The following is a 23,846-nucleotide window of genomic DNA, read 5'->3' on the forward strand; positions in this document are numbered from 1 at the left end:
CGGCCGGTGGGCCAATGGTTGGGGCGTTAGGGGCGGCGGAAGAACGCCAGGCGCTCTTCGTCCAGGCTCAGGCCGAGGCCGGGAGTCGCCGGTACGTGCAGGTGAAAGTCGCGGTACAGCGGCGCTTCGCTGACGATTTCCTCGGTCAGCAGCAGCGGGCCGAACAGCTCGGTGTGCCAGGTCAGCTGCTTGAGCGTGAGGAAGGCATGGGCCGCGGCCAGGGTACCGATCGCGCCTTCGAGCATGGTCCCGCCGTACAGGGCGATGCCGGCCGCCTCGGCGATCTGTGCGGTACGCAGCACCGCGCGCGGGCCGCCGTTCTTGGCGATCTTCAGGGCGAAGATGCTCGCCGCACCGTCGGCCGCCAGGCTGAAGGCGTCCTCGACGCTCTCGATCGACTCATCGGCCATGATCGGCGCCGGGCTGCGCTGGTTCAGGCGGATCTGCCCGCCGCGATTGATCCGCGAAATGGGCTGCTCGATCAGGTCGATACCGTTGTCGCCGAGAATGCGGCAGGCACGCAGGGCCACCGACTCGTCCCAGGCCTGGTTGACGTCGACCCGTACGCTGGCGGAGTCACCCAGCGCCCGCTTGATGGCAATCACGTGCTTGAGGTCGTGGCTGACTTCGTTGGCACCGATCTTCAGCTTGAAGATGCGGTGGCGCCGCGCCTCAAGCATCTGTTCGGCCTCGGCGATGTCCTTGACGGTGTCGCCCGAGGCCAGGGTCCAGGCCACTTCCAGGCTGTCGCGTACGCGGCCGCCGAGCAGTTCGCTGACCGGCAGACCGAGGCGCTTGCCCTGGGCATCGAGCAGCGCGCTTTCCAGACCGGACTTGGCGAAGGTGTTGCCCTTGGCCGCCTTGTCCAGACGCTGCATGGCGGCGTTGATGTTGCCCGCGTCCTGGCCGACCAGCAGCGGGGCCAGGTGGCTGTCGATGTTCTGCTTGATGCTCTCCGGGCTCTCGTTGCCGTAGGCCAGGCCACCGATGGTGGTCGACTCGCCCAGGCCTTCGATGCCGTCCGAGCAGCGCAGGCGGATCACCACCAGGGTCTGCTTTTGCATGGTGTGCATCGCCAGCTTGTGCGGGCGGATGGTCGGCAGATCGACGATGATCGCCTCGATGCTTTCGATCAGGATGCTTTCATTCAGGACAGGGCTCATTTCAGGTTCCGGTAGGTTCCGCAGGGTTGTCATCAGGAAGCCGCCAGCGCAGCGCCCTGCGCGGCACGGCTGCGGCGCTGGCTGCTGAGGGCGAACAGGATCATGGCAATGGCAGCCACCGCGCCCGGCAGGGCGAAGGCCATGAAGTTGAGTTGCAGCGGCAGGTTGATGCCGAGCAGCGCACCACCGAGCAGCGGGCCGACTATGGCGCCATTGCGGCCGATGCCCGAGGCCCAGCCGAGGCCGGTGGAGCGGATGTTCATCGAGTAGAACTGCGCGGCGCAGGCGTACAGCAGGATCTGCGAACCGATGGTGGTGGCGCCGGCGATGGCGATCAGGCCGTAGAGCACCGGGGTTGGGCTGTTGAAACCGAGCAGGCTGATCGACACCGCGGCGATGACGAAGAACACCGCCAGCACTCGCGGCAGATTGAGGCGGTCGCCCAGCACCCCACCACCAATGGCGCCGAAGATCGCGCCGACATTCAACACCAGCAGGAAGGACAGGCTCGAACCCAGGCTGTAACCGGCATTGGCCATCAACTTGGGCAGCCAGGAACTCAGCGCGTAAACCATCAGCAGGCAGCAGAAAAACGCCAGCCAGAGCATCAGGGTGCGCAGCGCACGGCCCTCACTGAACAACTGCAGCACCGGCGTGCCGGCACTCTTGGGCGCGGCCATCAACAGCTCGTCGCCAGCGCTCAGTGGATACTGCGGATCGACCCGCTTGAGCACCTGGCGCGCCTCATCCTGGCGCCCGGTGCGCAGCATGAAACCGACCGACTCGGGCAGCAGGTAGACCACCAGCGGCAGCAGCAACAGCGGGATACCGGCAATCAAGAACATCACCTGCCAGCCGAACTGCGGGATCAGCCACATGCCCAGACCGGCCGAGAGCATGCCGCCCACCGAGTAGCCGCTGAACATGATGGCCACCAGGGTGCTGCGGATCTTCTTCGGCGCGTATTCGTTCATCAGCGCCACCACGTTGGGCATCACCCCGCCAATGCCGAGGCCGGCAATGAAGCGGCAGGCGCCGAATTCCATGGGGTTGCGCGCGAAGCCGTTGAGTACGGTGAAACCGCTGAACAACACGACGCAAATGGTGATGGCCTTCTTGCGCCCGATACGGTCGGCCAGCGGGCCGAAGAACAGCGCGCCGAACATCATGCCGAACAGCGCATAGCTGCCCAGGGCACCGGCTTCCAGGGGACTCAGGCCCCATTCCTTCATTAACAACGGCAGCACCACGCCGTAGATGACCAGGTCGTAACCGTCGAAGATGATGATCAGGGCACACCAGAACAGCACCATCCAGTGGAAGCCGTTGAAGCGTGCGTTGTCGATGATGTCGTGGACGTCGATCTTGCGCATGGCATGGGACTCTTTTGTTGTTGTGGAAGCGCTGTTGAATCGTTCGTGGATGCGTCTTGTAGGAGCCAGCTTGCTGGCGATGCTTGGGCTGATCGCGAGCAAGCTCGCTCCTACAGGTGCCGCTAGCCCAAATCACCGCCGCCCACCGGCAGGGTCACGCCGGTGATGTAGGCGGCATCGTCCGAGGCCAGGAAGAGGATCGCCCCGGCCTGCTCGTCGATGCTGCCGTAGCGTTTCATCAGGCTGCTGCTGACGGTCTGGTCGACGATCTGCTGGTACCAGCGCTTGTCCTGCTCGCTCTGCTCGGCGGCGTTACGCGGAATGCGCCGCGGCGGTGCCTCGGTGCCACCGGGTGCGGTGGCATTGACGCGAATACCGCGCTCGGCGGTCTCGAACGCCAGGCAGGCGGTCAGTGCGTTGACCCCGCCCTTCGCCGCGCCGTAGGGCACCCGATTGACCCCGCGGGTGGCGACGGAGGACAGGTTGACGATGGCGCCACTGCCCTGCTCGAGCATCTGCGGCAGTGCGGCATGGCAGCACCACAGGGTGGGGAACAGCGAGCGGCGCACTTCGGCCTCGATCTCCTCGGCCTGGTAGTGCTCGAACGGCTTGGCCCAGATGGTGCCGCCGACGTTGTTGACCAGGATGTCCAGGCGACCGAAATGCTCGACCGCCGCCTTCATCACCCGCTGGCAATCGGCGAACTGCTCGAGGTCGGCGGTCAGAGTCAGCACCGGGCTGACGTCTACCAGCTCATGGGCCAGTTCATGCACCAGCTCGGAGCGGTCGACCAGCACCAGGCGCGCGCCCTCCTCGGCCATGCGCTCGGCCACGCGCCGGCCGATGCCCTGGGCGGCGCCGGTGATCACTGCGACCTTGTCTTGAAAACGCTTGTTCATAGTCCCGACCTCAATCAACGAAGCAGCTGTGGCAGCGGGCTGGCCCGCTATGCTTCAAGTCCCGTAGCCCGGATGTAATCCGGGATTGCTCTAGCGGATTCCCCGGAGTACCTCCGGGCTACTGCCTAGCCGAATAAAACAGGCCCGCTTACCGGGTAAGCGAACCAAAGGAGCTCTTAGGCGCTGGCAGCGAACTTCTCGTAGTAGAAGTTCGCCGGCGCGATGCCCTGCTCTCGGATGTAATGGCTGACCGCCTCGACCATCGGCGGCGGGCCGCACAGGTACACGTCGACCTCGCCGTCGTTGAGGTGCTTGGGCTCGATGTGCTGGGTCACGTAACCCTTGAGCGGGTGGCTGCTGTCCGGATTGGCCACGCAGGCGCTGAAGCTGAAGTTGGGGATGCGCGCGGCCAGGGCCTCGAGCTTGTCCATCTCGACCAGGTCGAAATCGTTGGTCACCCCGTAGATCAGGTGCAGCGGATGCTCGCTGCCCTGCTCGGCGATCTTCTCCAGCATCGCGGTGAACGGCGCCAGGCCGGTGCCGCCGGCCAGCAACAGCAGCGGGCGCTTGATCTCGCGCAGGTAGAAGCTGCCCAGGGGGCCGGCCAGGGTCATGCTGTCGCCGGCCTTGGCCAGGCCAGTGAGGAAGCTGCTCATCAGCCCGCCCGGCACGTTGCGGATCAGGAAGCTGACCTCGCCGTCCTTTTGCAGGGTGCTGAAGGAGTAGGCGCGGGTCTGCTCGCTGCCCGGCACCTGCAGGTTGACGTACTGGCCCGGCAGGAACGCCAGCTTGCTCAGCGCTTCACCCTTGATCGACAGCGCGATGGTGCTGTCGGAGAGCTGACGCACGGCACTGATCGCCGCCTCGAAGCTGGCCTGCTGGGTCTTGCACAGTTCTGACGACGCGGGTACGCGGATAACGCAGTCACTCTGTGCGCGCATCTGGCAGGTGAGCACATAGCCCTGTTCGGCTTCTTCCGCACCCAAGGCGTCATCAACGTACTCGTCGCCCAGGTCGTAGCTGCCGGCTTCGGCAAAGCATTTGCAGGTGCCGCAGGCGCCGTCGCGGCAGTCCAGGGGAATATTGATGCCTTGGCGATAGGAGGCATCGGCCACGGTTTCGCTGGCGTCGGCATCGATGAAGCGGGTGACCCCGTCTTCGAAATTCAGGGCGATTTTATGGCTCATGGCACACCTCGCTTGGCAGTGGTTACACACGGTTTCGGGCGTTTTTGGCGCGAGCTCGCCCCCGACGGGAGGCCAGCAGGCCTCCCAGCCTTGAGTACGAGCCTGCGCCGGCTCCGAACGGGTAATTAGATGTGGTAGACGTCGATGACCTGACGCACGTAATCGTTCTTCAGCACCACCTTCTTGGCCTTGATCAGCGGGCTGTCGCCGCGCACATCGAGGGTGTAGAAGCTGCTGCCGAAATAACTGTCCACGGTCTTGTAGCGGAAGCTCAGGGTGTGCCAGTTGAAGCGCACCTTGCACAGCCCGTCCGCCTGCTCGAGGATCTCGATGTTGCTGATGTTGTGCGAGGTCCGGGTGTCCGGGATGCTCGCGCTGGAACGCTCGGTCTTGATGCGAAACACCCGGTCTTCCAGGCCACCCCGATTGCCGTACCAGATCAGCGAAATTTCGCTCTGCGGGTCTTCGGTCAGCTCGTCGTTGTCATCCCAGGACGGCATCCAGAAGCTGGCGTCGGCGGCGTAGAGCTCCAGCCAGCTGTCCCAGTCCTTGTCGTCCAGGTAGCGCGCTTCGCGGTAGAGGAAGTCGCGCACGGCGTCATAGGAAATGCTCATCACAGGCCCTCCACGGGAATCAGTTGCGCCTGTTCCTTGTGCAACGCCTCGATCATGGTCTTCTGCCAGTACTGGTGTTGCAGCACGAACAGGCCTTCATCTTCGGTGCGCACGCCGGAGAGCAGCGGTTTCAACTGGATTTCCTCGGCGGCCTGGTCGGCGCCCTCGATCCAGTGCTCGGCGCCGCGCGACATGTCGTTCCAGCCACGGCTGCCCTGATAGCCGAGCTGGCAGGAACGGAATTCCTCCAGATCGTCCGGGGTGGCCATGCCGCTGACGTTGAAGAAGTCTTCGTATTGGCGGATGCGCCGGGTGCGGGCCTCGGCGCTCTCGCCCTTGGGCGCGATGCAGTAGATGGTGATCTCGGTCTTGTCCACGGAGATCGGTCGGGCGATGCGGATCTGCGAGCTGAACTGGTCCATCAGATAGACGTTCGGGTACAGGCACAGGTTGCGCGAGTTCTCGATCATCCAGTCGGCGCGGGCCTGGCCGAAATCGCTGGCCAGCTCGTCGCGGCGCTCGTACAGCGGGCGATCCTCGGGATTGGCCCAGCGGGTCCAGAGCAGCAGGTGGCCTTTGTCGAAGGAGTAGAAACCGCCGCCGTTCTTGGCCCAGCTGCCGGCGCTCATGGTCTTGATCTCTTCGCCGGCCTCGCGCTGCTTGCGCTGCTGCTGGGTGGCGGCGTAGTTCCAGTGCACCGCGCTGACGTGGTAACCGTCGGCGCCGTTCTCGGCGGTCAGCTTCCAGTTGCCTTCATAGATATAGCTGCTCGAACCGCGCAGCACTTCCAGGCCATCGGCCGACTGGTCGACGATCATGTCGATGATCTTCGCCGACTCGCCGAGGTGCTCGACCAGCGGCGGCACGTCGGGATTGAGGCTGCCAAACAGGAAGCCACGATAGGACTCGAAGCGCGCGACCTTGGTCAGGTCGTGGGAGCCATCGCAGTTGAAACTCGACGGATAGCCGGCCTCCTTGGGATCCTTGACCTTGAGCAGCTTGCCGGAGTTGTTGAAGGTCCAGCCATGAAACGGGCAGGTATAGGAGCTCTTGTTGCCGGTCTTGTGCCGACAGAGCATGGCGCCACGGTGGCTGCAGGCGTTGAGAAAGGCGTTGAGCTCACCGTCCTTGTTGCGCGCGATGAAGATCGACTGGCGGCCCATGGTGGTGGTGAGGTAGTCGTTGATCTCGGGAAGCTGGTTCTCGTGGGCCAGGTACAACCAGTTGCCCTCGAAGATGTGCTTCATCTCCAGGTCGAACAACCGAGGATCGGTGAACATCTCGCGCTTGCAGCGGTAGATGCCCTTGTCCTTGTCTTCTTCAAGCAGGCTATTGAGGTATTCGAGTCCCAGGGTCATGGCCATGGCTCCGTTGTTATTGTTTCAACGGTATTAAGGCTACGGGGCAAACTTGTCGGACAATATCCGCTTTGTGCATGACCGTTATCCGTTTTCTGCACAGGGACAGAAAACGGATAACGGCGCCGGCGCGCGGACGCACGCCCTCGCCGACCGCGCTTGCGCGGGCCGCCAAGGGCTACTGTGGGGTTGCGCAGTCAGGTCGCGGGCGCGCCATGCGCAGGAGGAATCAGCCGCGCCGACGCAGGGTATCGGACGGCAACTCGCCGAAGCTGTTCTTGTAGCTCTCGGAGAAGCGCCCGAGGTGCAGGAAGCCATAGTCCAGAGCGATCTCGGTGACGCTGCGCACATGGCAGTTCGGGTCGCTCAGGCAACTGTGGATGCGCGCCAATTTGCGCTCACGGACATACTGCTTGGGGGTGCTGCCGGAGTGGCGCTCGAACAGGGCGTAGAGAGAACGCAGACTGATCTGCGCACAGGCGGCCAGGTGCTCGGCGCTGATGTCCTGCTTGAGGTTGGCCTCGATGTACTCGATCAGGTGCTCGAAGGGTGCAGCCTGGGGCAGTGGCTGCTCGCGACAGACATTGCTGCCGAGTTGGGTCAACAGCTTGCTGGCGACGATGCGGCTGTAGTGTTCCTGGGTCTGCAGGGCGTTGTCGTCGGCCTCGGCCTCCAGGCATACCAGACCGAGCAGACGGGTCAGGCTCTCCAGCTCCGGCAAGGCATACAGGTTACGGGTGAAGTGGATGCCCTTATCCGGCACTTTCCAGCGCTGCTCGTCGCAGGTGGCCTGCAACAGGCTGACCGGCAGCTTGAGGATGAACTTCTCGCAGTCCTCGGAATAGGTCAGGTCGACCGGGTCGTCCGGGTTGATCAGCAGCAGTTCGCCGGGAGCCAGGTAATGCTCGTTGTGGCGGCTGCGCCACAGGCAGTGGCCCTTGAGCAGGATCTGCAGGTGGTAGATGGTTTCCAGCGCCTCCGAGGTAACCCGTGCACTGCCGCCATAGCTGATTCGGCACAGGTCCATACTGGCAAACTTGCGGTGACTGAGGCTGGCCGAGACGCTGCCCTTGCTCGGCAACTGGATGCAATGATGCCCTACGTGCTGGTCGACATAACCCGACACGGCATAGGGGTCGGCATGGTCGAACACCATGCTCTTGTCACTCAGTAACAGCATCCGCGAAGTACCCATTTATTTTTATATTGACGCCCGCTATTGCGTGCGTTGCACCGGCTAGTGTCTCTCTGAGTCTACCCAACAGCAGGGAAACGTCTGAGCAAACGGACGAGCGGCCTCGTCGAATTATTGGCAGACCTCCACCATAGGAAACAGCCTTGAACCCCGTCAATTGCTAGCCGCCAAAAGCGTTCGATTATCGCTCGCGCGCCCTGCTCTTACAGAGGTGCAAACAGCTGGCTACTCAGCTCCCGACTGGCGTTGAGCATGATCGGCAGGAAGCGCTTCTGCAGTTCGCTGGCCGGCACACGGCCGGCGTGGGTACTGACATTCATCGCCGCCAGTACATGCCCGGCCGAGTCGTACACCGGCACCGCCAGCGAGCGCAGGCCCTGCTCCAGCTCCTGATCGACCACGCACCAGCCCTGCTGGCGCACCTGCTGCAGGCACTCCCACAAGGCTTGCGGCGTGCACAGGGTACGGCTGGTCTTGGCCTGCAACTCGGCGTTATTCAGATAGTCGTGCAGGCTGTCGTCGTCCAGCGCGGCCAGCAGGATGCGGCCCATGGAGGTGCAATAGGCCGGCAGGCGGCTGCCGACACTCAAATCTACCGAGATCAGCCGCTGGGGAATCGCCGAGCGGGCGATGTAGAGCACCTGCTCGCCCTCCAGGGTGGCCAGGTTGCAGGCCTCGTGCAGCTGCTCACTGATCCGGTCCAGGTAAGGCTGCGCCGACACCGCCAAGGGAGTGGACGACAGATAGGCATGGCCGAGGGTCAGCACCTTGGGCAGCAACGAATAGGTACGCCCGTCAGTGGTCGCGTAGCCCAATTGCATCAGGGTATACAGGCAACGACGTACCGCAGCGCGAGGGATCTCGGTACGGTGGCTGATCTGGGCGATGGTCAGGTGGCGCTTGCGCTCCTGAAAGGCATTGATAACCGCCAGGCCGCGCGCCAGGGAACTCATGAAGTTCGCATCGCCGCCGAATTCGGCGATGCGCTTGGCCGGCGACACATAGGGCGGTGGCGCCAAGGAAGAAAGGGGCGGTCGCGTTTCGCTCATACAGCCTCCGATGAAGAGTTGGGTGGACTTTCGAGCGATTATCGAACGCAAGGTCGATAATCGCAATTGGTCCGCGTCTTTCAACGGATGACCTGGTCATCTTCCAGTCTTGCGGCTTCAAGGGCTGGTACGAGGATGGGCCTTACCTGGCCGTTGTGTTCGAGCGTTTCTCAGCCCAAGTAGTCGATCAAGACTTAGTCAACCACACATGACTGCTGGCGGTCTGGCGACGCAAAGCGACGGCTCAAGCCATGATTCATTTCGATCGGGGCAAGAAGGCGCATCTAGGGAGTTACGCAAAGCCACGCCTATGCTACGCGGCGTCAGGTGCACTTGGATTGTCCTGAGGCCACGTACAACATAGGGCCGAGCATTTAGATTTCAGCACGTGTTCGAGTCTTTCAGGCTCGAACACGTGCTTTGTGGCTACTCGTAGTAGCGATTTGGTTTAAACCTGCAGCACCACTCGGCCCCGGCTTGGGCAGGTTTCCATATGGCGATGCGCTTCGACGACCTTGTCAAAGTCGAACACCGAGTCAATCAGTGGTCGCAGCAAACCGTCGGCGGTGAGTTGATTGATGCCTTTGAGCGCCTTGGCCACGGCGTCCTTGTCCTGCGGGATGTCCAGTTCTTCCTTGCCGATGAAGTTACCGATGCAGTGGACGAAGAACTGAATATTCTTCTGAAAGGCGGCGCAAGCTGGGAACGGCGTCTCGTTACCGCCCTGCAGGCCATAGAGTATCAAGCGTCCGCGTGGCGCCAGGGCGTCACCGAGCAGGCACATCTGCGGGCCGCCGAGGGCATCCATCACCACATCGACACCACGGCCATCGGTGAGCTTATTCACTCGGCTAACCAGATCCTGCTCCTCGGTGAGGATCACATGATCGGCTCCCAGTTCACGCAGAAACTCGCTGTCTTCAGGCGCTTCGCTGGCAGCGATGACGCGCGCACCCAGGGCCTTGGCCATTTGTACGATATAAGGCCCCCAGCAGCGGCTGGCTTGGGTAACCAGTACGGTTTCGTTCGCCTGCAATCGAGCCAGTTCGGTGAAGCCGAACCAGCCGACTAGCGATGGCAGATAGTGCACGCTGGCTTGCTGCGGGGTCAGCCCATCCGGGTAACGGGTCAGGGAACTGCGCGGCAGCACCACTTCTTCGGCATAGCTGGGGTAACGGTTGATGCTATGACCGGGGAAACTGGCGACTGTGTCGCCGACCGCAAGGTCATCGATACCCTCGCCCACGGCCAGTACTTCACCGGCCATTTCATGGCCGAGTCCTGCCGGCAGATGGGCCGGTGTGGTTGCCAGGTTCTGCCGCCAGAGCACGTCATACCAACTGACGCCAATGGCGCCAACGCGCAACAGAACCTCGCCTGCGCCTGGCTTCGGAGTTTGACGCTCTTCAATCTTGAGAACGTCGGCTTCGCCAAACTGATGGAAACGAATGATGCGGGACATTGCAAACCTCGCCGGTTAACCCCAATGCCGTGGACTTTATCTGGGCTTTACCAGCAATACCACCTGCCGAAACTGATAATCACCATGTCTGTCGCTGATGATACAGCCGCTAAATATCACTCACCTCGACTTGTGTATTGCCTATCCGCGGTGATCCGCATTAGCCTGAGACCAGCAGAATCCTGCGCCCCACACCCAGAATGGACACCGGATGAACCGCAACGATCTCCGCAGAGTCGATCTCAACCTATTGATCGTTTTTGAAACGCTGATGCATGAGCGCAGTGTGACGCGCGCGGCGGAAAAGTTGTTTCTTGGCCAACCAGCCATCAGTGCTGCCCTCTCCCGCTTACGCAGTCTGTTCGACGACCCGCTGTTTGTACGCACTGGCCGCAGCATGGAGCCTACGGCCAGGGCTCAGGAAATCTTCGCCCTGCTCACGCCGGCGCTGGACTCTATCTCCACGGCCGTCAGCCGGGCCGCCGACTTCAATCCGGCGACCAGCAATGCGGTGTTTCGCATTGGCTTGTCCGATGACGTCGAGTTCGGTCTATTGCCACCGCTGATCAAACGTTTGCGTGCCGAGGCACCGGGTGTGGTGTTGGTCATCAGGCGAACCAACTACCTGTTAATGCCAGGCCTGTTGGCCTCGGGCGAAATTTCCGTCGGGGTGAGTTACACCGAGGAATTGCCGGCGAATGCCAAGCGCAAGGTACTGCGCCGCAGTAGGGCCAAGCTGCTACGCGCCGATAGCGCTCTAGGCGCGCTGAGCCTGGATGACTATTGTTCCCGTCCCCATGCGCTGGTGTCGTTTGCCGGCGACCTCAGTGGCTTCATCGATGCCGCATTGGAAAAAATTGGCCGTAAGCGCCGCGTGGTGTTGGCCGTGCCACAGTTCAGTGGCCTCGGCACCCTGCTCAGCGGTACCGATATTCTCGCCACCGTGCCCGACTACACTGCTGCAGCGCTGACCGCAGCCGGTGGTCTGCGGGCCGAAGAGCTGCCGCTGGAAACCCAGACTTTCGAGCTGCACATGACCTGGCGCGGCGCGCAGGACAACGACCCGGCCGAGCGCTGGCTGCGTTCGCGGATCCAGATGTTCTGCGGCGACCCGGACAGCCTGGATTAAGCCGCATTATTGGTCATGATCGATTGAAGCGGCGTTATCATCATTCCGGCTGATATTAACCTTCGTAGCGTTCGATTCGTGCACTTGCTGCCTGCGACCCAAACTCCGCCCGTCCACATATTCGACTGGCGGAGTCACACATGGAACGGTTCACACATTTCTCCTGGCGTTTTTCACTGGCCCTAGCGGCAGTACTGGTGTTGAGCGCTTGCGGCAAGGCAGCAGAAACCAGCCAGCAACCCCCGGTCGCCCTGGTCAGCGTCGCGGAAGTCATTCAGCAACCAATCAATGAATGGGATGAGCTCAGCGGTCGCCTTGAAGCACCGGAGTCGGTGGAAATCCGCCCACGCGTATCGGGCTTTATCGACGCTGTCGCGTTCGCCGAAGGCAGTCTGGTGAGCAAAGGTGGTCTGCTGTTCCAGATCGATCCGCGGCCGTTCCAGGCCGAGGTCAAGCGCCTCGAAGCCCAGTTGCAGCAAGCCCGCGCCGGCCAGACCCGAGCCATCAGCGAGGCCCGCCGTGGCGAACGCCTGCGCCAGAGCAATGCGATCTCCGCAGAACTGGCCGATGCCCGCGCCAGTGCGGCTCAAGAGGCCAAGGCAGCGGTGAGCGGTATTCAGGCCGAGCTGGACAATGCACGCCTCAACCTCAGTTTCACCCGAGTGACTGCACCCATCGACGGTCGTATCAGTCGTGCAGAAGTCACCGCCGGTAACCTGGTGGGTGCCGGGCAGAGCCTGCTCACTACGGTAGTCAGCACCGACAAGGTATATGCCTACTTCGACGCCGATGAGCGGGTGTTTCTCAAGTACATCGAGCTTGCGCGCCAGGACGGTGGTGATGCCCGTGACGCCAGCCCGGTCTATCTAGGCCTGTCCAACGAGGACGGATATCCCCATCTGGGCCAACTGGATTTTCTCGATAACCAGGCCAACCCGAAGACCGGGACGATTCGTGGTCGTGCGGTATTCGACAACCGCGACGGCCAGTTCACCCCCGGACTCTATGCACGCCTCAAACTGGTCGGCAGCAGCACCTACGACGCCACCCTGATCAAGGACGAGGCCGTCGGCACCGACTTGGGCAAGAAGTACGTGCTGGTGCTCGGCGACGGCAACAGCGTGGGCTACCGGGCCATCGAGCTGGGGCCCAAATTGCAAGGCTTGCGCGTCGTTCGCAGCGGCTTGGCCAAGGGCGAGCAGATCGTGGTCAATGGCCTGCAACGCGCCCTGCCCGGCTCGACTGTCGATCCGCAAAGCGTGCCCATGGCCGATGCCGAAACCCTCGCGGCCCTGGCGCGTGAGCGCCGGGCCGTGGACGCCAGCGACGCACCACGCGTCGCCGAGCAGAACCGCAAGCCGATCAGCACGCCGCGCGGCTAAAGGTAGATAACCATGAACTTCTCGCAATTTTTCATTCAGCGGCCGATTTTCGCCGCCGTGTTGTCACTGTTGATCCTGATCGGCGGGGCTATCTCGCTGTTCCAGTTGCCGATCAGTGAATACCCGGAAGTGGTGCCACCGACCGTGGTGGTGCGTGCCAGCTTTCCCGGCGCCAACCCCAAGGTGATTGGCGAAACCGTGGCATCGCCGCTGGAACAGGCGATCACCGGGGTCGAGGGCATGCTTTATATGTCGTCCCAGGGCACCGCCGACGGCAAGTTGACCCTGACCATCACCTTCGCCCTGGGCACCGATCTGGATACCGCCCAGGTACAGGTGCAGAACCGCGTGACCCGCACCATGCCGACCCTGCCCACCGAAGTGCAGCGGCTCGGCGTCACCGTCGACAAGGCCTCGCCCGACCTGACCATGGTGGTGCATCTGACTTCGCCTGACGACCGCTACGACATGCTCTATCTGTCCAACTACGCGGCGCTCAACGTCAAGGACGAGCTGGCGCGCCTGGATGGTGTCGGCGATGTGCAGCTGTTCGGCCTGGGTAACTATTCCCTGCGCGTCTGGCTGGACCCGCACAAGGTGGCCTCGCGTAACCTCACCGCCACCGACGTGGTCAATGCCATCCGCGAGCAGAACCGTCAGGTTGCTGCCGGTTCCCTCGGCGCGCCGCCTGCGGCGAGCGACAACAGCTTCCAGCTGTCGATCAACACCCAGGGCCGCCTGGTCAACGAGGAAGAGTTCGAGAACATCATCGTGCGGGCCGGTGAAGACGGCGAGATCACCCGCCTGAAAGATATCGCCCGGATCGAGCTGGGCTCCAGCCAGTACGCCCTGCGTTCGTTGCTGAACAACAAGCCGGCGGTGGCCATCCCGGTGTTCCAGCGTCCGGGCTCCAACGCCATCGAGATTTCCGACGCGGTGCGCGGGCGCATGGCCGAACTGAAGCAGAGCTTCCCCCAGGGTGTGGACTACGAAATCGTCTATGACCCGACCATCTTCGTTCGCGGCTCCATCGAAGCGGTGGTGCACACCCTGCTCGAAGCCATCGTGCTGGTGGTGCTGGTGGTGATCCTGTTCCTGCAGACCTGGCGCGCCTCGATCATTCCGCTGGCCGCCGTACCGGTGTCCCTGATCGGCACCTTCGCCGTGATGCACATGTTCGGCTTCTCGCTCAACGCACTGTCCTTGTTCGGCCTGGTACTGGCCATCGGCATCGTGGTGGACGATGCCATCGTGGTGGTGGAGAACGTCGAACGCAATATCGGCCTGGGCAAAACTCCGGTCGAAGCCACCAAGCAGGCGATGAAGGAAGTCACCGGGCCGATTGTCGCCACCGCCCTGGTGCTCTGTGCGGTATTCGTGCCGACCGCCTTTATCTCCGGCCTTACCGGACAGTTTTATCAGCAGTTTGCCCTGACCATCGCGATTTCCACGGTGATCTCCGCGTTCAACTCGCTGACCCTGTCGCCGGCCTTGGCCGCCGTGCTGCTGCGCAGCCATGATGCGCCCAAGGACCGCTTCTCCAAGGGGCTCGACAAGTTGTTCGCTGGTTGGCTGTTCAAACCCTTCAACCGCCTGTTCGACCGCGCCAGTCATGGCTATGTCGGCACCGTCAAGCGGGTGCTGCGTGGCAGCGGTATCGCCCTGGTGGTTTATGCGGGACTGATGGGGCTGACCTACCTGGGTTTTGCCAGCACGCCGACCGGGTTCGTACCGCCGCAGGACAAACAGTACCTGGTGGCCTTCGCCCAACTGCCGGATGCTGCCTCCCTGGACCGCACCGAGGAGGTGATCAAACGCATGTCGGCGATCGCCGCGCAGCACCCGGGCGTGGAGAACACCGTGGCCTTCCCTGGTCTGTCGATCAACGGCTTCACCAACAGCCCGAACAGCGGCATCGTCTTCACCCCGCTGAAGCCCTTCGATCAGCGTACAGATCCGTCGCTGAGCGCCGGCGCCATTGCCGCCGAGCTGAATCAGCAGTTCGGTGCCATTCAGGACGCCTACATCGCCATCTTCCCGCCACCACCGGTGCAAGGGCTCGGCACCATTGGCGGCTTCCGCGTACAGCTGCAGGACCGCGGCAATCTGGGCTACGACGAACTGTACAAGCAGACGCAGAACATCATCGCCAAAAGCCAGAACGTACCGGAGCTGGCTGGCCTGTTCAGCAGCTATCAGGTCAACGTGCCGCAGGTCGATGCCGATATCGACCGCGAGAAGGCCAAGACCCACGGCGTGGCGATCAGCGACATCTTCGACACCATGCAGGTCTATCTCGGTTCATTGTATGCCAACGACTTCAACCGCTTCGGCCGAACCTACCAGGTCAACGTCCAGGCCGAGCAACAGTTCCGTCTGGCCCCCGAGCAGATCGGCCAACTCAAGGTGCGTAACAACCGTGGCGAGATGGTGCCGCTGTCGACTTTCGTCAAGGTCAGTGACAGTGCCGGCCCCGACCGAGTAATGCACTACAACGGCTTCCTCACCGCCGAGATCAATGGTGCGGCTGCGCCCGGCTACAGTTCCGGTCAGGCCGAGGCTGCCATGGAACGCCTGCTCAAGGCAGAGCTGCCCAACGGCATGAGTTTCGAGTGGACCGAACTGACCTTTCAGCAGATCCTCGCCGGCAACAGCGCGATCTTCGTCTTCCCGCTGTGCGTGCTGCTGGCCTTCCTGGTGCTGGCCGCCCAGTACGAAAGCTGGAGCCTGCCGCTGGCGGTGATCCTGATCGTGCCGATGACCCTGTTGTCAGCCATTACCGGGGTGATCCTGACCGGGGGTGACAACAACATCTTCACCCAGATCGGTTTGATCGTATTGGTCGGTTTGGCCTGTAAGAACGCCATCCTGATCGTCGAGTTTGCCAAAGAGAAACAGGATGAAGGCCTGGATCGCGTCAGCGCGGTGCTGCAAGCCTGCCGCCTGCGCCTGCGGCCGATCCTGATGACCAGCTTCGCCTTCATCATGGGTGTGGTGCCGCTGGTGATTTCCTCCGGTGCCGGTGCCGAAATGCGCCACGCCATGGGCGTCGCGGTGTTCAGCGGGATGCTTGGGGTGACCTTCTTCGGCCTGCTGTTGACCCCGCTGTTCTATGTGCTGATCCGCGGTTTCGTCGAGCGGCGTGAAGCGAAAAAAGCCATGCGGCTGCAGGAGGTGCAGGCATGAGCAGCTTCGCAACCAATCCCCTGAGAACCAGCCTGCTCGGCCTGGCCGCTTCATTCACCCTGGCGGCCTGCACCGTCGGCCCGGACTATCGAGTACCGCTGACTGAACCTGCCGTGCTGGCCAGCGCTACAAGCGGCGACTACGACCGTTCACGTTTCGAGTCGGTCTGGTGGCAGCAGTTCGACGACCCGACCCTGGACCAACTGGTGCAGCAGTCTCTTACCGATAACCGCGAACTGCGGGTGGCCTTTGCCCGCCTGCGTGCGGCTCGCGCCATCCGCGACGACGCGGCCAATGATCGCCTGCCGACCATCACCAGCCGCGCCAGCAGTGAAATCGGCAAGGCCCAGCAGCCTGGGGTGACTGAACAGCGGGTGAATGCCGAGCGCTATGACCTGGGTCTGGACATGGCCTGGGAACTGGATCTGTTCGGCCGTATTCAGCGCCAGCTGGAAGCCAGCGATGCCGAGGCGCAAGTGGCCGAAGCCGAGCTGTACCAGTTGCAGGTCAGCCTGATTGCCGAGTTGGTCGATGCCTACGGTAGCCTGCGTGGCGCTCAGCTGCGCGAGGGTATCGCCCGCGACAACCTGAAGAACCAGCACGCCTCGCGCGATCTCACCGAGCGGCTGCGCGAGGCCGGGGTCGGCAGCGAACTGGACGTGTTGCGCGCCGACGCACGCCTGGCGGCCACCGAAGCCAGCCTGCCGCAACTGCAGGCCGAAGAAGCGCGGGCGCGTCACCGTATCGCCACCCTCCTCGGCCAGCGTCCCGAACAGCTGAGCGTGGATCTATCCGCCCGCCCGCTGCCGGTGATCGGCAAACGCCTGCCTATCGGCGAGCCCGCCGAACTGTTGCGCCGCCGCCCGGACATCCTCGCCGCCGAGCGTCAACTGGCGGCGGCCACCGCCAATGTCGGGGTCGCCACCGCCGACCTGTTCCCGCGGGTCAGCCTCAGTGGTTTTCTCGGTTTTACCGCCGGGCGCGGCTCGCAGCTGGGTTCTTCGGCCGCGCGTGCCTGGGCGGTAGCGCCGACCATCAGTTGGGCCGCCTTCGATCTGGGCAGCGTGCGGGCTCGCCTGCGTGGCGCCGAAGCCGAATCCGAGGGTGCCCTGGCTAACTACGAGCAGCAGGTGCTACTGGCGCTGGAGGAATCGGCAAACGCTTTCAGCGACTACGCCCAATACCAACAGCGCCTGCTCGCCCTGGTCCGTCAATCGGAAGCCAGCCGCGCCGCCGCACAACAGGCCGGTGTGCGTTATCGCGAAGGCACGGTGGACTTTCTGGTGCTGCTGGATGCCGAACGCGAGCGGCTGGCTGCCGAAGATGCCCAGGCCCTGGCCGAAGTTGCGCTGTACCGCGGCATAGTCGCCATCTACAAGGCGCTGGGCGGCGGTTGGCAGCCGCGCGCCTGATACCGAGCTCCTGGGTCGGCGCTGCCGACCTCTTTGTGCCCCACGCTCTGTGCTCCTGAGCGTGGGGCTTTTTTGCGCACAGGATTGCTCAATCGCCTATGTGTTTGAGCGCTCAGCCTGCCGATTCGAACGCAGGGCGTTATACTCGCGCGCCGCCCTCTTCCGCGATCCCACACCTCCATGCAGAAAGTATTGGTTATTGGTTACGTCTGGCCCGAGCCCCGCTCTTCGGCTGCCGGCAGCCGCATGATCGAACTACTCGAGCTGTTCTGCGCCCAGGGCTGGCAGGTCAGCTTCGCCTGCGCCGCGGCGCTGTCGGAGCACCGTGCCGACCTGCGCGAGTTGGGCGTGCCGGAAGTATCCATTGCACTGAACTGCGACAGCTTCGATGCCTACGTCGCCGAGCTGCAGCCGGATCTGGTGCTGTTCGACCGCTTCTTCACCGAGGAGCAATTCGCCTGGCGGGTCGAGCGCGCCTGCCCGACGGCGCTGCGCGTACTCGACACCAGCGACCAGCACAGCCTTCGCGAGGCCCGCCAGCAGTTATTGAAGAGCGCGCAGCAGGCGTGCGCCAGCGAAGCAGAAAAACACCAGTTAACCGCGGTGCAAGCCAGTCCAGAGCAGCTGTTCGCGGCCATGGCGACCAGCGACAGCGCCCAGCGCGAGATCGCCGCGATCTACCGCAGCGACCTGACGCTGATGATTTCCGAGTTCGAGATGCAGCTGTTACAGGGACAATTCGGCGTACCCGCCGCGCTGTTGCACCACTGCGCCCTGATGCTGATTCCACCGGCCACGGCGTGCCTGGAGTTCGAGCAGCGCGCGCACTTCATCAGCATCGGCAACTTCCGCCACGCGCCTAACTGGGATGCGGTGCTGTGGTTGAAACATGCGCTATGGCCGCTGATTCGCCAGCGCCTGCCGCAGGCCCAGCTGCATGTCTACGGCGCCTACCCGCCGCCCAAGGCCACTGCGCTGCACAACACCAGGCAGGGCTTTCATGTGCTCGGCTGGGTCGACGATGCCCATCGGGTGATGAGTCAGGCGCGGGTGTGCCTGGCGCCGCTGCGCTTTGGCGCAGGGATCAAAGGCAAGCTGGCCGATGCCATGGCCTGCGGCACCCCGAGCGTGACGACGGCGATCGGCAGCGAGGGCATGTGTGGCGAGCTGCCCTGGGGCGGCGCGGTAGTCGAAGACCCGCAGACTTTTGCCGACGCGTCGGTACGGCTGTATCAGGACCGCGAACGCTGGCTACTAGCGCAGCAACGCGGCTCGGCGATATTGGCGCGACGTTTCCAGCGCGGCGCACTGGGCGAGGCCCTGATCGCCCGTTTGCAGCAGCTCGATGCCGAGCGCGAGGTGCATCGCCAGCAGAATTTCGTCGGGGCCATGCTGCGTCACCATCAGCACAAGAGCACGCAGTACATGTCGCAGTGGATCGCGGCGAAGAACCGGGCTACCCGGTCTTAGTGGTGCAGGGCAGTATTGGCTCGAAGAAGTTCTCGTGGCTGCCTGCTGATCTGTCGTGCTGGGTTTCGCTGCGCTCTACGCCAGCCTACGCTGACATCAGTTTTAGCGCCTGGGGTACTGCACAGTCCTCGCGGCGGTATGCTATTTCACCCCACAACGACGTCTGTCGATGCGGCGCTAATGATGGCCTGCATGAATTGATCTGCCGGTAGCGGATGACCCAGCAGGAAACCCTGCAATGAGTTGCAGCCCAGCTTAGTCAGGAAGTCCTGTTGCTGACGGGTTTCCACGCCCTCGGCGACGATGCGCAGGTTCAACGCCTGACCCAGGGCCACGATCGCGGAGACGATCGCGGCGTCATCGCCATCGTGGACCAGGTCGCGTACGAAACCACGGTCTATTTTCAACTCATTGGCTGGTAAGCGCTTGAGATAGAGCAGACTCGAATAGCCGGTGCCGAAGTCGTCGATGGACAAGTCGACGCCCATCTCCGCCAATTGTTTAAGCACCTGCAGGCTGGCGTCGGCGTCGCTCATCGCCGTGGTTTCGGTTATTTCCAGGGTCAGGCAGTTGGCCGGTAACTCATACTTCGCTAAAGCGTGGGCGACGCTATCGACCAATCCTGCATGACAGAACTGCAAGGCCGAGAGGTTGACCGCCACCCGCCAGTCGTGATGCCCCTGTTCATACCACTGGCGCATCTGCCGGCAGGCTTGTTGCAGGACCCAGTCGCCGATAGGAATGATCAGTCCGGTCTTCTCGGCCAAACCGATAAACTCGCTCGGCGGCACGAGTCCGCGCTCTGGGTGTTGCCAGCGCAGCAGAGCTTCGGCGCCGACCGGGCGACCGTTAACCGCGTCGAACTTGGGTTGGTAATGCAGGCAGAACTCTTCGCGCTCCAGGCCCGAGCGCAGGTCGTTGAGTAACTGCAATTGATTGCGCGCATTGGTATTCATCGACGCTTCGAAGAAGCTGTAACCGTTTTTGCCAGCGCCTTTGGCGTGGTACATCGCAGCATCGGCATTCATCAGCAGTTCCTGCTGATTCGCCCCATCGCCTGGGTACAACGCAATACCCACGCTGGTCGACACGCGCAGCTCATGTTCGCCAACCTGAAACGACTGGCTGACCAGGCTGACGATCTGTTCGGCGACATTCACCGCATCGCTTGGCTCACGCAATTCGGCGAGCAGCACGAACTCATCACCGCCAACCCGTGCCAGGGTGTCCTGGGCGCGCAGGCGCTCACGCAGGCGCAGTCCGACTTCATGCAGCAGCAAATCACCGACGTGGTGACCATAGGCATCATTAACCGGCTTGAAGCCATCCAGATCCATGAACATCAACGCAAAATGGCCACCATTGCGTGACACTTTATGAATGCTTTGCTGGATCCGATCTTCCAGCAACAGGCGATTAGGCAGTTTGGTCAGGTTGTCATGCAACGCCAGCTCGGTCAGCTCCAGGTTGACCTCGGCCAGTGTGCTGTTCAGTACGGCCATACGCGTCTCCAGCCGAGCGTCCAGCACCGAGGTCAGCAAGGCAATCGTCAGTACGGCCAAGGACACGATAATGATCAAACTGGCCAGCCAGGTGTTGTCCAGACCGCTATTGGCAGCACCACAAAAACTGTCGAGGGGGAAGTTTGCCGCCGCCATGCCGGTGTAGTGCATGCCGACAATGGCCAGGCCCATGATCACGGCCGCGCCTGCCCGTAGAACGCGGACATAGGGCGAGTGCTGGCGCAGGCGGAAGGCGATCCACAGGGCCGCCGCCGAAGCGGCCACGGCGATCAACAACGACAGGCCAAACAGTAGCGGGTCGTACTCGATACCTGGCTGTAGCAGCAAAGCGTGCATGCCGAGGTAATGCATCGAACTGATGCCTGCGCCCATGGCCAGCGCACCGAGCAGCCAGTGCCACTGCGGCATCTGCGCCTGGCTGACCAGCCAGAGGGCAAAACCCGAGGCGAGTATGGCAATCGCCAGGGACAGCAGGGTAATGCTCAGGTCATAGCCCAAGGGAATGGGCAGGCTGAACGCCAGCATGCCGATAAAGTGCATCGACCAGATACCGATGCCCATCGACACGGCGCCACCGCAGATCCACAGTGGCACCGCCGAGCCTTTGGCGGTGGTGACGCGCCCCGCCAGGTCAAGCGCCGTATAGGAGGCCAGAATAGCCACAGCCAGGGAAATCAGTACCAGGACGAGGTCGTAGCTACCGGTCAGCATTGCAAGTCTCTAAAGTGCTCTGATGAGCTGATGAACGCCCTTTACAGGCAGCCCAGCATTCTAGCGGCTAGTCACCGCCATCGCCACGCCGCAGCGCTGGCCCGCCACGCTTTGTGCTACGCGCGGTCATTGCATCACTCGCTACCGGCATTGAGGTTCGCTGAGCCACCGTCCATGCGAATGCCCCCTCCTCTGCGCTGAGCCATGACGCTTCGCGTTAGGTCTTGTCACTAGGGGCTGCCCTGCAGCTGATCAATGGCGTGGGCTAAGCTGAATATGACCCCCTGTTGAACTGCGTGGTCACTCGGGTCGGCGCATTTCTTTTGCGCTTATGGCCACCAGCCCTGATGGCCCGACAGCGTTGCCTCTCGCCTGATTGAAACCCAGGCCGAGCGTGCAGCTTTCCGCAGGTAGGACGGCCTGCCGAGTACGACCTCGAAGGAGTCCTGCCATGACCCAAGAGCATCCCCTGCTGTTTGCCTTACGCGGCAATCAGGACTACGGCGCCCGCGTGGCGCAGCGACTGGGCTGTCGTCTGGCCGCACATGAAGAACGCTTGTTCGAGGATGGCGAGCACAAGTGCCGCGCGCTGGACCCGCTCAACGGCCGCCAGGCGGTTGTCTTCCTTGGGCTTTATGGCGATGCCGAGTACAGCGTCCACGACAAGCTCTGTCGCCTGATGTTTTTCTGCGCCGCACTGAAGGACGCCGGAGCCCGCCGTGTGCAGGTGATCGCGCCCTACCTGTGCTATGCGCGCAAGGAACGCCGCACCGAGCCCCAGGACCCGGTCATCAGTCGCTACGTCGCCACCCTGCTCGAAGCCAGTGGCGTCGATCGGTTGCTGACCCTGGAGGTACATAACCTGGCCGCCTTCGACAATGCCTTCCGTATTCCCACCCAGCACCTGAATAGCGCCGAGTTGTTCGCCGAGCATTTCGCCAGCTTGATCGGCACCGACGAGGTGGTGGCAGTCTCTCCCGACACGGGCGGGGCCAAGCGCGCCGAGCAGTTTCGCCAGGCCCTGGAACGACGCCTGGAGCGGCCCGTGAGCGGCGCCATCATGGAGAAGTACCGCAATAATGAGGCGCTCAGCGGCACGCGGCTGAGCGGCGAGGTGCAGGGGAAGACCGCGATCCTCTTCGATGACCTGATCAGCACCGGCGCCACGCTGCTGCGTGCCGGTCACGCCTGCCAGGCCGCCGGTGCCACGCGCCTGTTCGCCGCAGCGGCGCATGGGTTGTTCACCGCTGGCAGCGAACTGCTCGACAGCCCGCTGTTCGAGCGCCTGGCGATCTGCGACAGCGTGCCGCCGTTTCGTCTCGATCCCGCACTGGCGGCGCAACGCCTGCACATACTCGATACCACCGCCCTGGTGGCGACGCTGCTCGCCGAGGAGTATGGCTTGCCGCGCATCGAGCCGCAGCCATGACCAGCGCCCGGCTCGAGTAGCGGCCGGTGCGAGCGCGAGGCCAGCATGCATAGCGATAGCTACACAGTGTTTCTCGGCGGCGACCTGATGACGGCCCGCGGCGTCGATCAGATCCTGCCGTTTCCGGGCGACCCGCGCCTCTATGAAGCCTGGGTCAAGGATGCCGGCGACTATGTGCGGCTGGCTGAACAACGCAACGGGCCGATCGCGCGGCCGGTGGATTTCGCCTATAGCTGGGGCGTGGCACTACCGGCACTGCAGCGCCGCCACGTAGCGCTGCGCCTGGTCAATCTGGAGACCGCCGTGGCCCGCCGCGGCCAACCGCAGGCGAAGGGCATCAACTACCGGATGAACCCGGCCAACCTGCCCCTGCTCGAAGCAGCCAGCATCGATTGCTGCGTGCTGGCCAACAATCATGTGCTGGACTGGGGCGAACAGGGCCTGATCGATACCCTGCACAGCCTGGACAGCCATGGCCTGCAACATGCCGGCGCCGGGTTACACCTGGCTGCTGCCGAAACCCCGGCGACTCTCGCCCTGTCCGATCACCGACGACTGCTGCTGTTCGCCTGGGCCACCCCGGACTGCGGGGTGCCGCCAGACTGGGCGGCCGGCGCGCACCAGCCGGGCGTCGCGCGCCTGGACGACCTCTCGGCGCACAGCCTGCAGCGGGTATCAGCCTGCATCGCTGCGACGAAACGCCCGGGCGATGTGATCGTCGTTTCACTGCACTGGGGTGGCAACTGGGGCTTCGTCATTGCGCCGGAACAGGTGCGCTTCGCCCACGGCTTGATCGATCAGGCAGGGGTGGATGTGCTCTACGGCCACTCCTCGCACCACATCAAGGCGCTCGAGGTGTACCGCCAACGCCTGATTCTCTACGGCTGCGGCGATCTGCTCGACGACTACGAAGGCATCGAAAGCCACGCAGGCTACCGCGCGGATCTGGGGCTTTTGTTTTTCGCCGAGCTGGCCGCCGATGGCCGCCTGCTGGCCCTGGAATTGCTGCCCACTCGGCAGCAGCGGTTGAGCATTCAGCATGCCGAAGGCGTAGACCGCCAGTGGCTGCTCGACAGCCTGCTACGCGAGTGCGCTGGCTTTGGTTGCAGCGTGCGGCCTGGTAGCGGTCAGGGCTTCAGCCTGGTTTGGCCGAGTGAATAGAACGCCACCTAGGGTCTGTTGCCGTTTCATTCGCGGCCGCGCCGTAGCCTGTTCTTGCGCGAGGCAAGGCACGAGNNGGGCCATTTCTCGCGGCAACGTGGCTCGCAATGAAACGGCAACAGACCCTAGCGACACGCACTCGA

Annotated in this window: 17 protein-coding genes; 7 read left to right on the forward strand and 10 right to left on the reverse strand. The window is 63.0% G+C overall.

Going from position 1 to position 23,846, the window contains the following annotated elements:
• Positions 1 to 26: 26 nt before the first annotated feature.
• The 9 genes from TMS3_RS15100 to TMS3_RS15140 all read right to left on the reverse strand — a co-directional run bounded on the left by TMS3_RS15100 (position 27) and on the right by TMS3_RS15140 (position 10,300).
• A complete protein-coding gene (locus TMS3_RS15100) occupies positions 27 to 1,163 on the reverse strand; it encodes a muconate cycloisomerase family protein (protein WP_025166119.1) in 1,137 nt (378 codons plus the stop codon).
• A gap of 32 nt (positions 1,164 to 1,195) precedes the next feature.
• The gene (locus tag TMS3_RS15105; protein ID WP_025166120.1) at positions 1,196 to 2,536 is read right to left on the reverse strand and encodes an aromatic acid/H+ symport family MFS transporter; all 1,341 of its coding nucleotides are present in this window, start codon (positions 2,534 to 2,536) and stop codon (positions 1,196 to 1,198) included.
• 122 nt (positions 2,537 to 2,658) lie between these two features.
• Complete coding sequence (locus tag TMS3_RS15110; protein ID WP_025166121.1) at positions 2,659 to 3,435, reverse strand: 1,6-dihydroxycyclohexa-2,4-diene-1-carboxylate dehydrogenase; 777 nt, start codon at positions 3,433 to 3,435, stop codon at positions 2,659 to 2,661.
• Positions 3,436 to 3,611: 176 nt separating this feature from the next.
• Positions 3,612 to 4,622, reverse strand: a complete 1,011-nt coding sequence (benC, locus tag TMS3_RS15115) for a benzoate 1,2-dioxygenase electron transfer component BenC (RefSeq protein WP_025166122.1) — start codon at positions 4,620 to 4,622, stop codon at positions 3,612 to 3,614.
• A gap of 125 nt (positions 4,623 to 4,747) precedes the next feature.
• Positions 4,748 to 5,236 (reverse strand): benzoate 1,2-dioxygenase small subunit, encoded by a 489-nt coding sequence (benB, locus tag TMS3_RS15120; RefSeq protein WP_025166123.1) that lies wholly within the window; start codon positions 5,234 to 5,236, stop codon positions 4,748 to 4,750.
• Positions 5,236 to 6,594: a benzoate 1,2-dioxygenase large subunit gene (benA, locus tag TMS3_RS15125; protein ID WP_025166124.1), complete on the reverse strand. Its 1,359-nt coding sequence runs from the start codon at positions 6,592 to 6,594 to the stop codon at positions 5,236 to 5,238. Before benA ends, benB begins: the two co-directional genes overlap by 1 nt.
• 229 nt (positions 6,595 to 6,823) lie before the next feature.
• Positions 6,824 to 7,774: an AraC family transcriptional regulator gene (locus TMS3_RS15130; protein ID WP_025166125.1), complete on the reverse strand. Its 951-nt coding sequence runs from the start codon at positions 7,772 to 7,774 to the stop codon at positions 6,824 to 6,826.
• A 218-nt stretch (positions 7,775 to 7,992) separates the two neighbouring features.
• Positions 7,993 to 8,838 (reverse strand): IclR family transcriptional regulator, encoded by an 846-nt coding sequence (locus TMS3_RS15135; protein ID WP_025166126.1) that lies wholly within the window; start codon positions 8,836 to 8,838, stop codon positions 7,993 to 7,995.
• 448 nt (positions 8,839 to 9,286) lie between these two features.
• Positions 9,287 to 10,300 carry a zinc-dependent alcohol dehydrogenase family protein gene (locus TMS3_RS15140; protein ID WP_025166127.1) on the reverse strand — a complete coding sequence of 338 codons (1,014 nt, stop codon included), beginning with the start codon at positions 10,298 to 10,300 and terminating at the stop codon, positions 9,287 to 9,289.
• Positions 10,301 to 10,511: 211 nt separating this feature from the next.
• On the opposite strand from TMS3_RS15140, the gene TMS3_RS15145 reads away from it, so the two are divergent.
• The 5 genes from TMS3_RS15145 (at position 10,512) to TMS3_RS15165 (ending at position 18,879) form a co-directional block, all read left to right on the forward strand.
• Positions 10,512 to 11,429, forward strand: coding sequence for a LysR family transcriptional regulator (locus tag TMS3_RS15145; protein WP_025166128.1), 918 nt, complete (start codon positions 10,512 to 10,514; stop codon positions 11,427 to 11,429).
• A 140-nt stretch (positions 11,430 to 11,569) separates the two neighbouring features.
• Complete coding sequence (mexE, locus tag TMS3_RS15150) at positions 11,570 to 12,811, forward strand: multidrug efflux RND transporter periplasmic adaptor subunit MexE (RefSeq protein ID WP_025166129.1); 1,242 nt, start codon at positions 11,570 to 11,572, stop codon at positions 12,809 to 12,811.
• Between the two features lie 12 nt (positions 12,812 to 12,823).
• Positions 12,824 to 15,997 carry an efflux RND transporter permease subunit gene (locus TMS3_RS15155; RefSeq protein ID WP_025166130.1) on the forward strand — a complete coding sequence of 1,058 codons (3,174 nt, stop codon included), beginning with the start codon at positions 12,824 to 12,826 and terminating at the stop codon, positions 15,995 to 15,997.
• Complete coding sequence (locus TMS3_RS15160) at positions 15,994 to 17,409, forward strand: efflux transporter outer membrane subunit (RefSeq protein WP_025166131.1); 1,416 nt, start codon at positions 15,994 to 15,996, stop codon at positions 17,407 to 17,409. Before TMS3_RS15155 ends, TMS3_RS15160 begins: the two co-directional genes overlap by 4 nt.
• 180 nt (positions 17,410 to 17,589) lie before the next feature.
• A complete protein-coding gene (locus TMS3_RS15165) occupies positions 17,590 to 18,879 on the forward strand; it encodes a glycosyltransferase (protein WP_025166132.1) in 1,290 nt (429 codons plus the stop codon).
• Positions 18,880 to 19,025: 146 nt separating this feature from the next.
• Here TMS3_RS15165 and TMS3_RS15170 read toward each other — a convergent pair whose 3' ends face one another.
• Complete coding sequence (locus TMS3_RS15170; protein ID WP_025166133.1) at positions 19,026 to 21,113, reverse strand: putative bifunctional diguanylate cyclase/phosphodiesterase; 2,088 nt, start codon at positions 21,111 to 21,113, stop codon at positions 19,026 to 19,028.
• Positions 21,114 to 21,564: 451 nt separating this feature from the next.
• Here TMS3_RS15170 and TMS3_RS15175 point away from each other — a divergent pair, with 451 nt between their 5' ends.
• Together TMS3_RS15175 and TMS3_RS15180 are read left to right on the forward strand one after the other, a co-directional pair.
• On the forward strand, positions 21,565 to 22,542 hold the full coding sequence (locus TMS3_RS15175) for a ribose-phosphate diphosphokinase (protein ID WP_025166134.1): 978 nt from the start codon (positions 21,565 to 21,567) through the stop codon (positions 22,540 to 22,542).
• 45 nt (positions 22,543 to 22,587) lie between these two features.
• Entirely contained in the window at positions 22,588 to 23,703 is a 1,116-nt protein-coding gene (locus tag TMS3_RS15180; protein WP_025166135.1) for a CapA family protein, read from the forward strand.
• Positions 23,704 to 23,846 lie beyond the last annotated feature (143 nt).

It is taken from the genome of Pseudomonas taeanensis MS-3 (assembly GCF_000498575.2).
GTDB classification, from domain to species: Bacteria; Pseudomonadota; Gammaproteobacteria; order Pseudomonadales; family Pseudomonadaceae; genus Aquipseudomonas; species Aquipseudomonas taeanensis.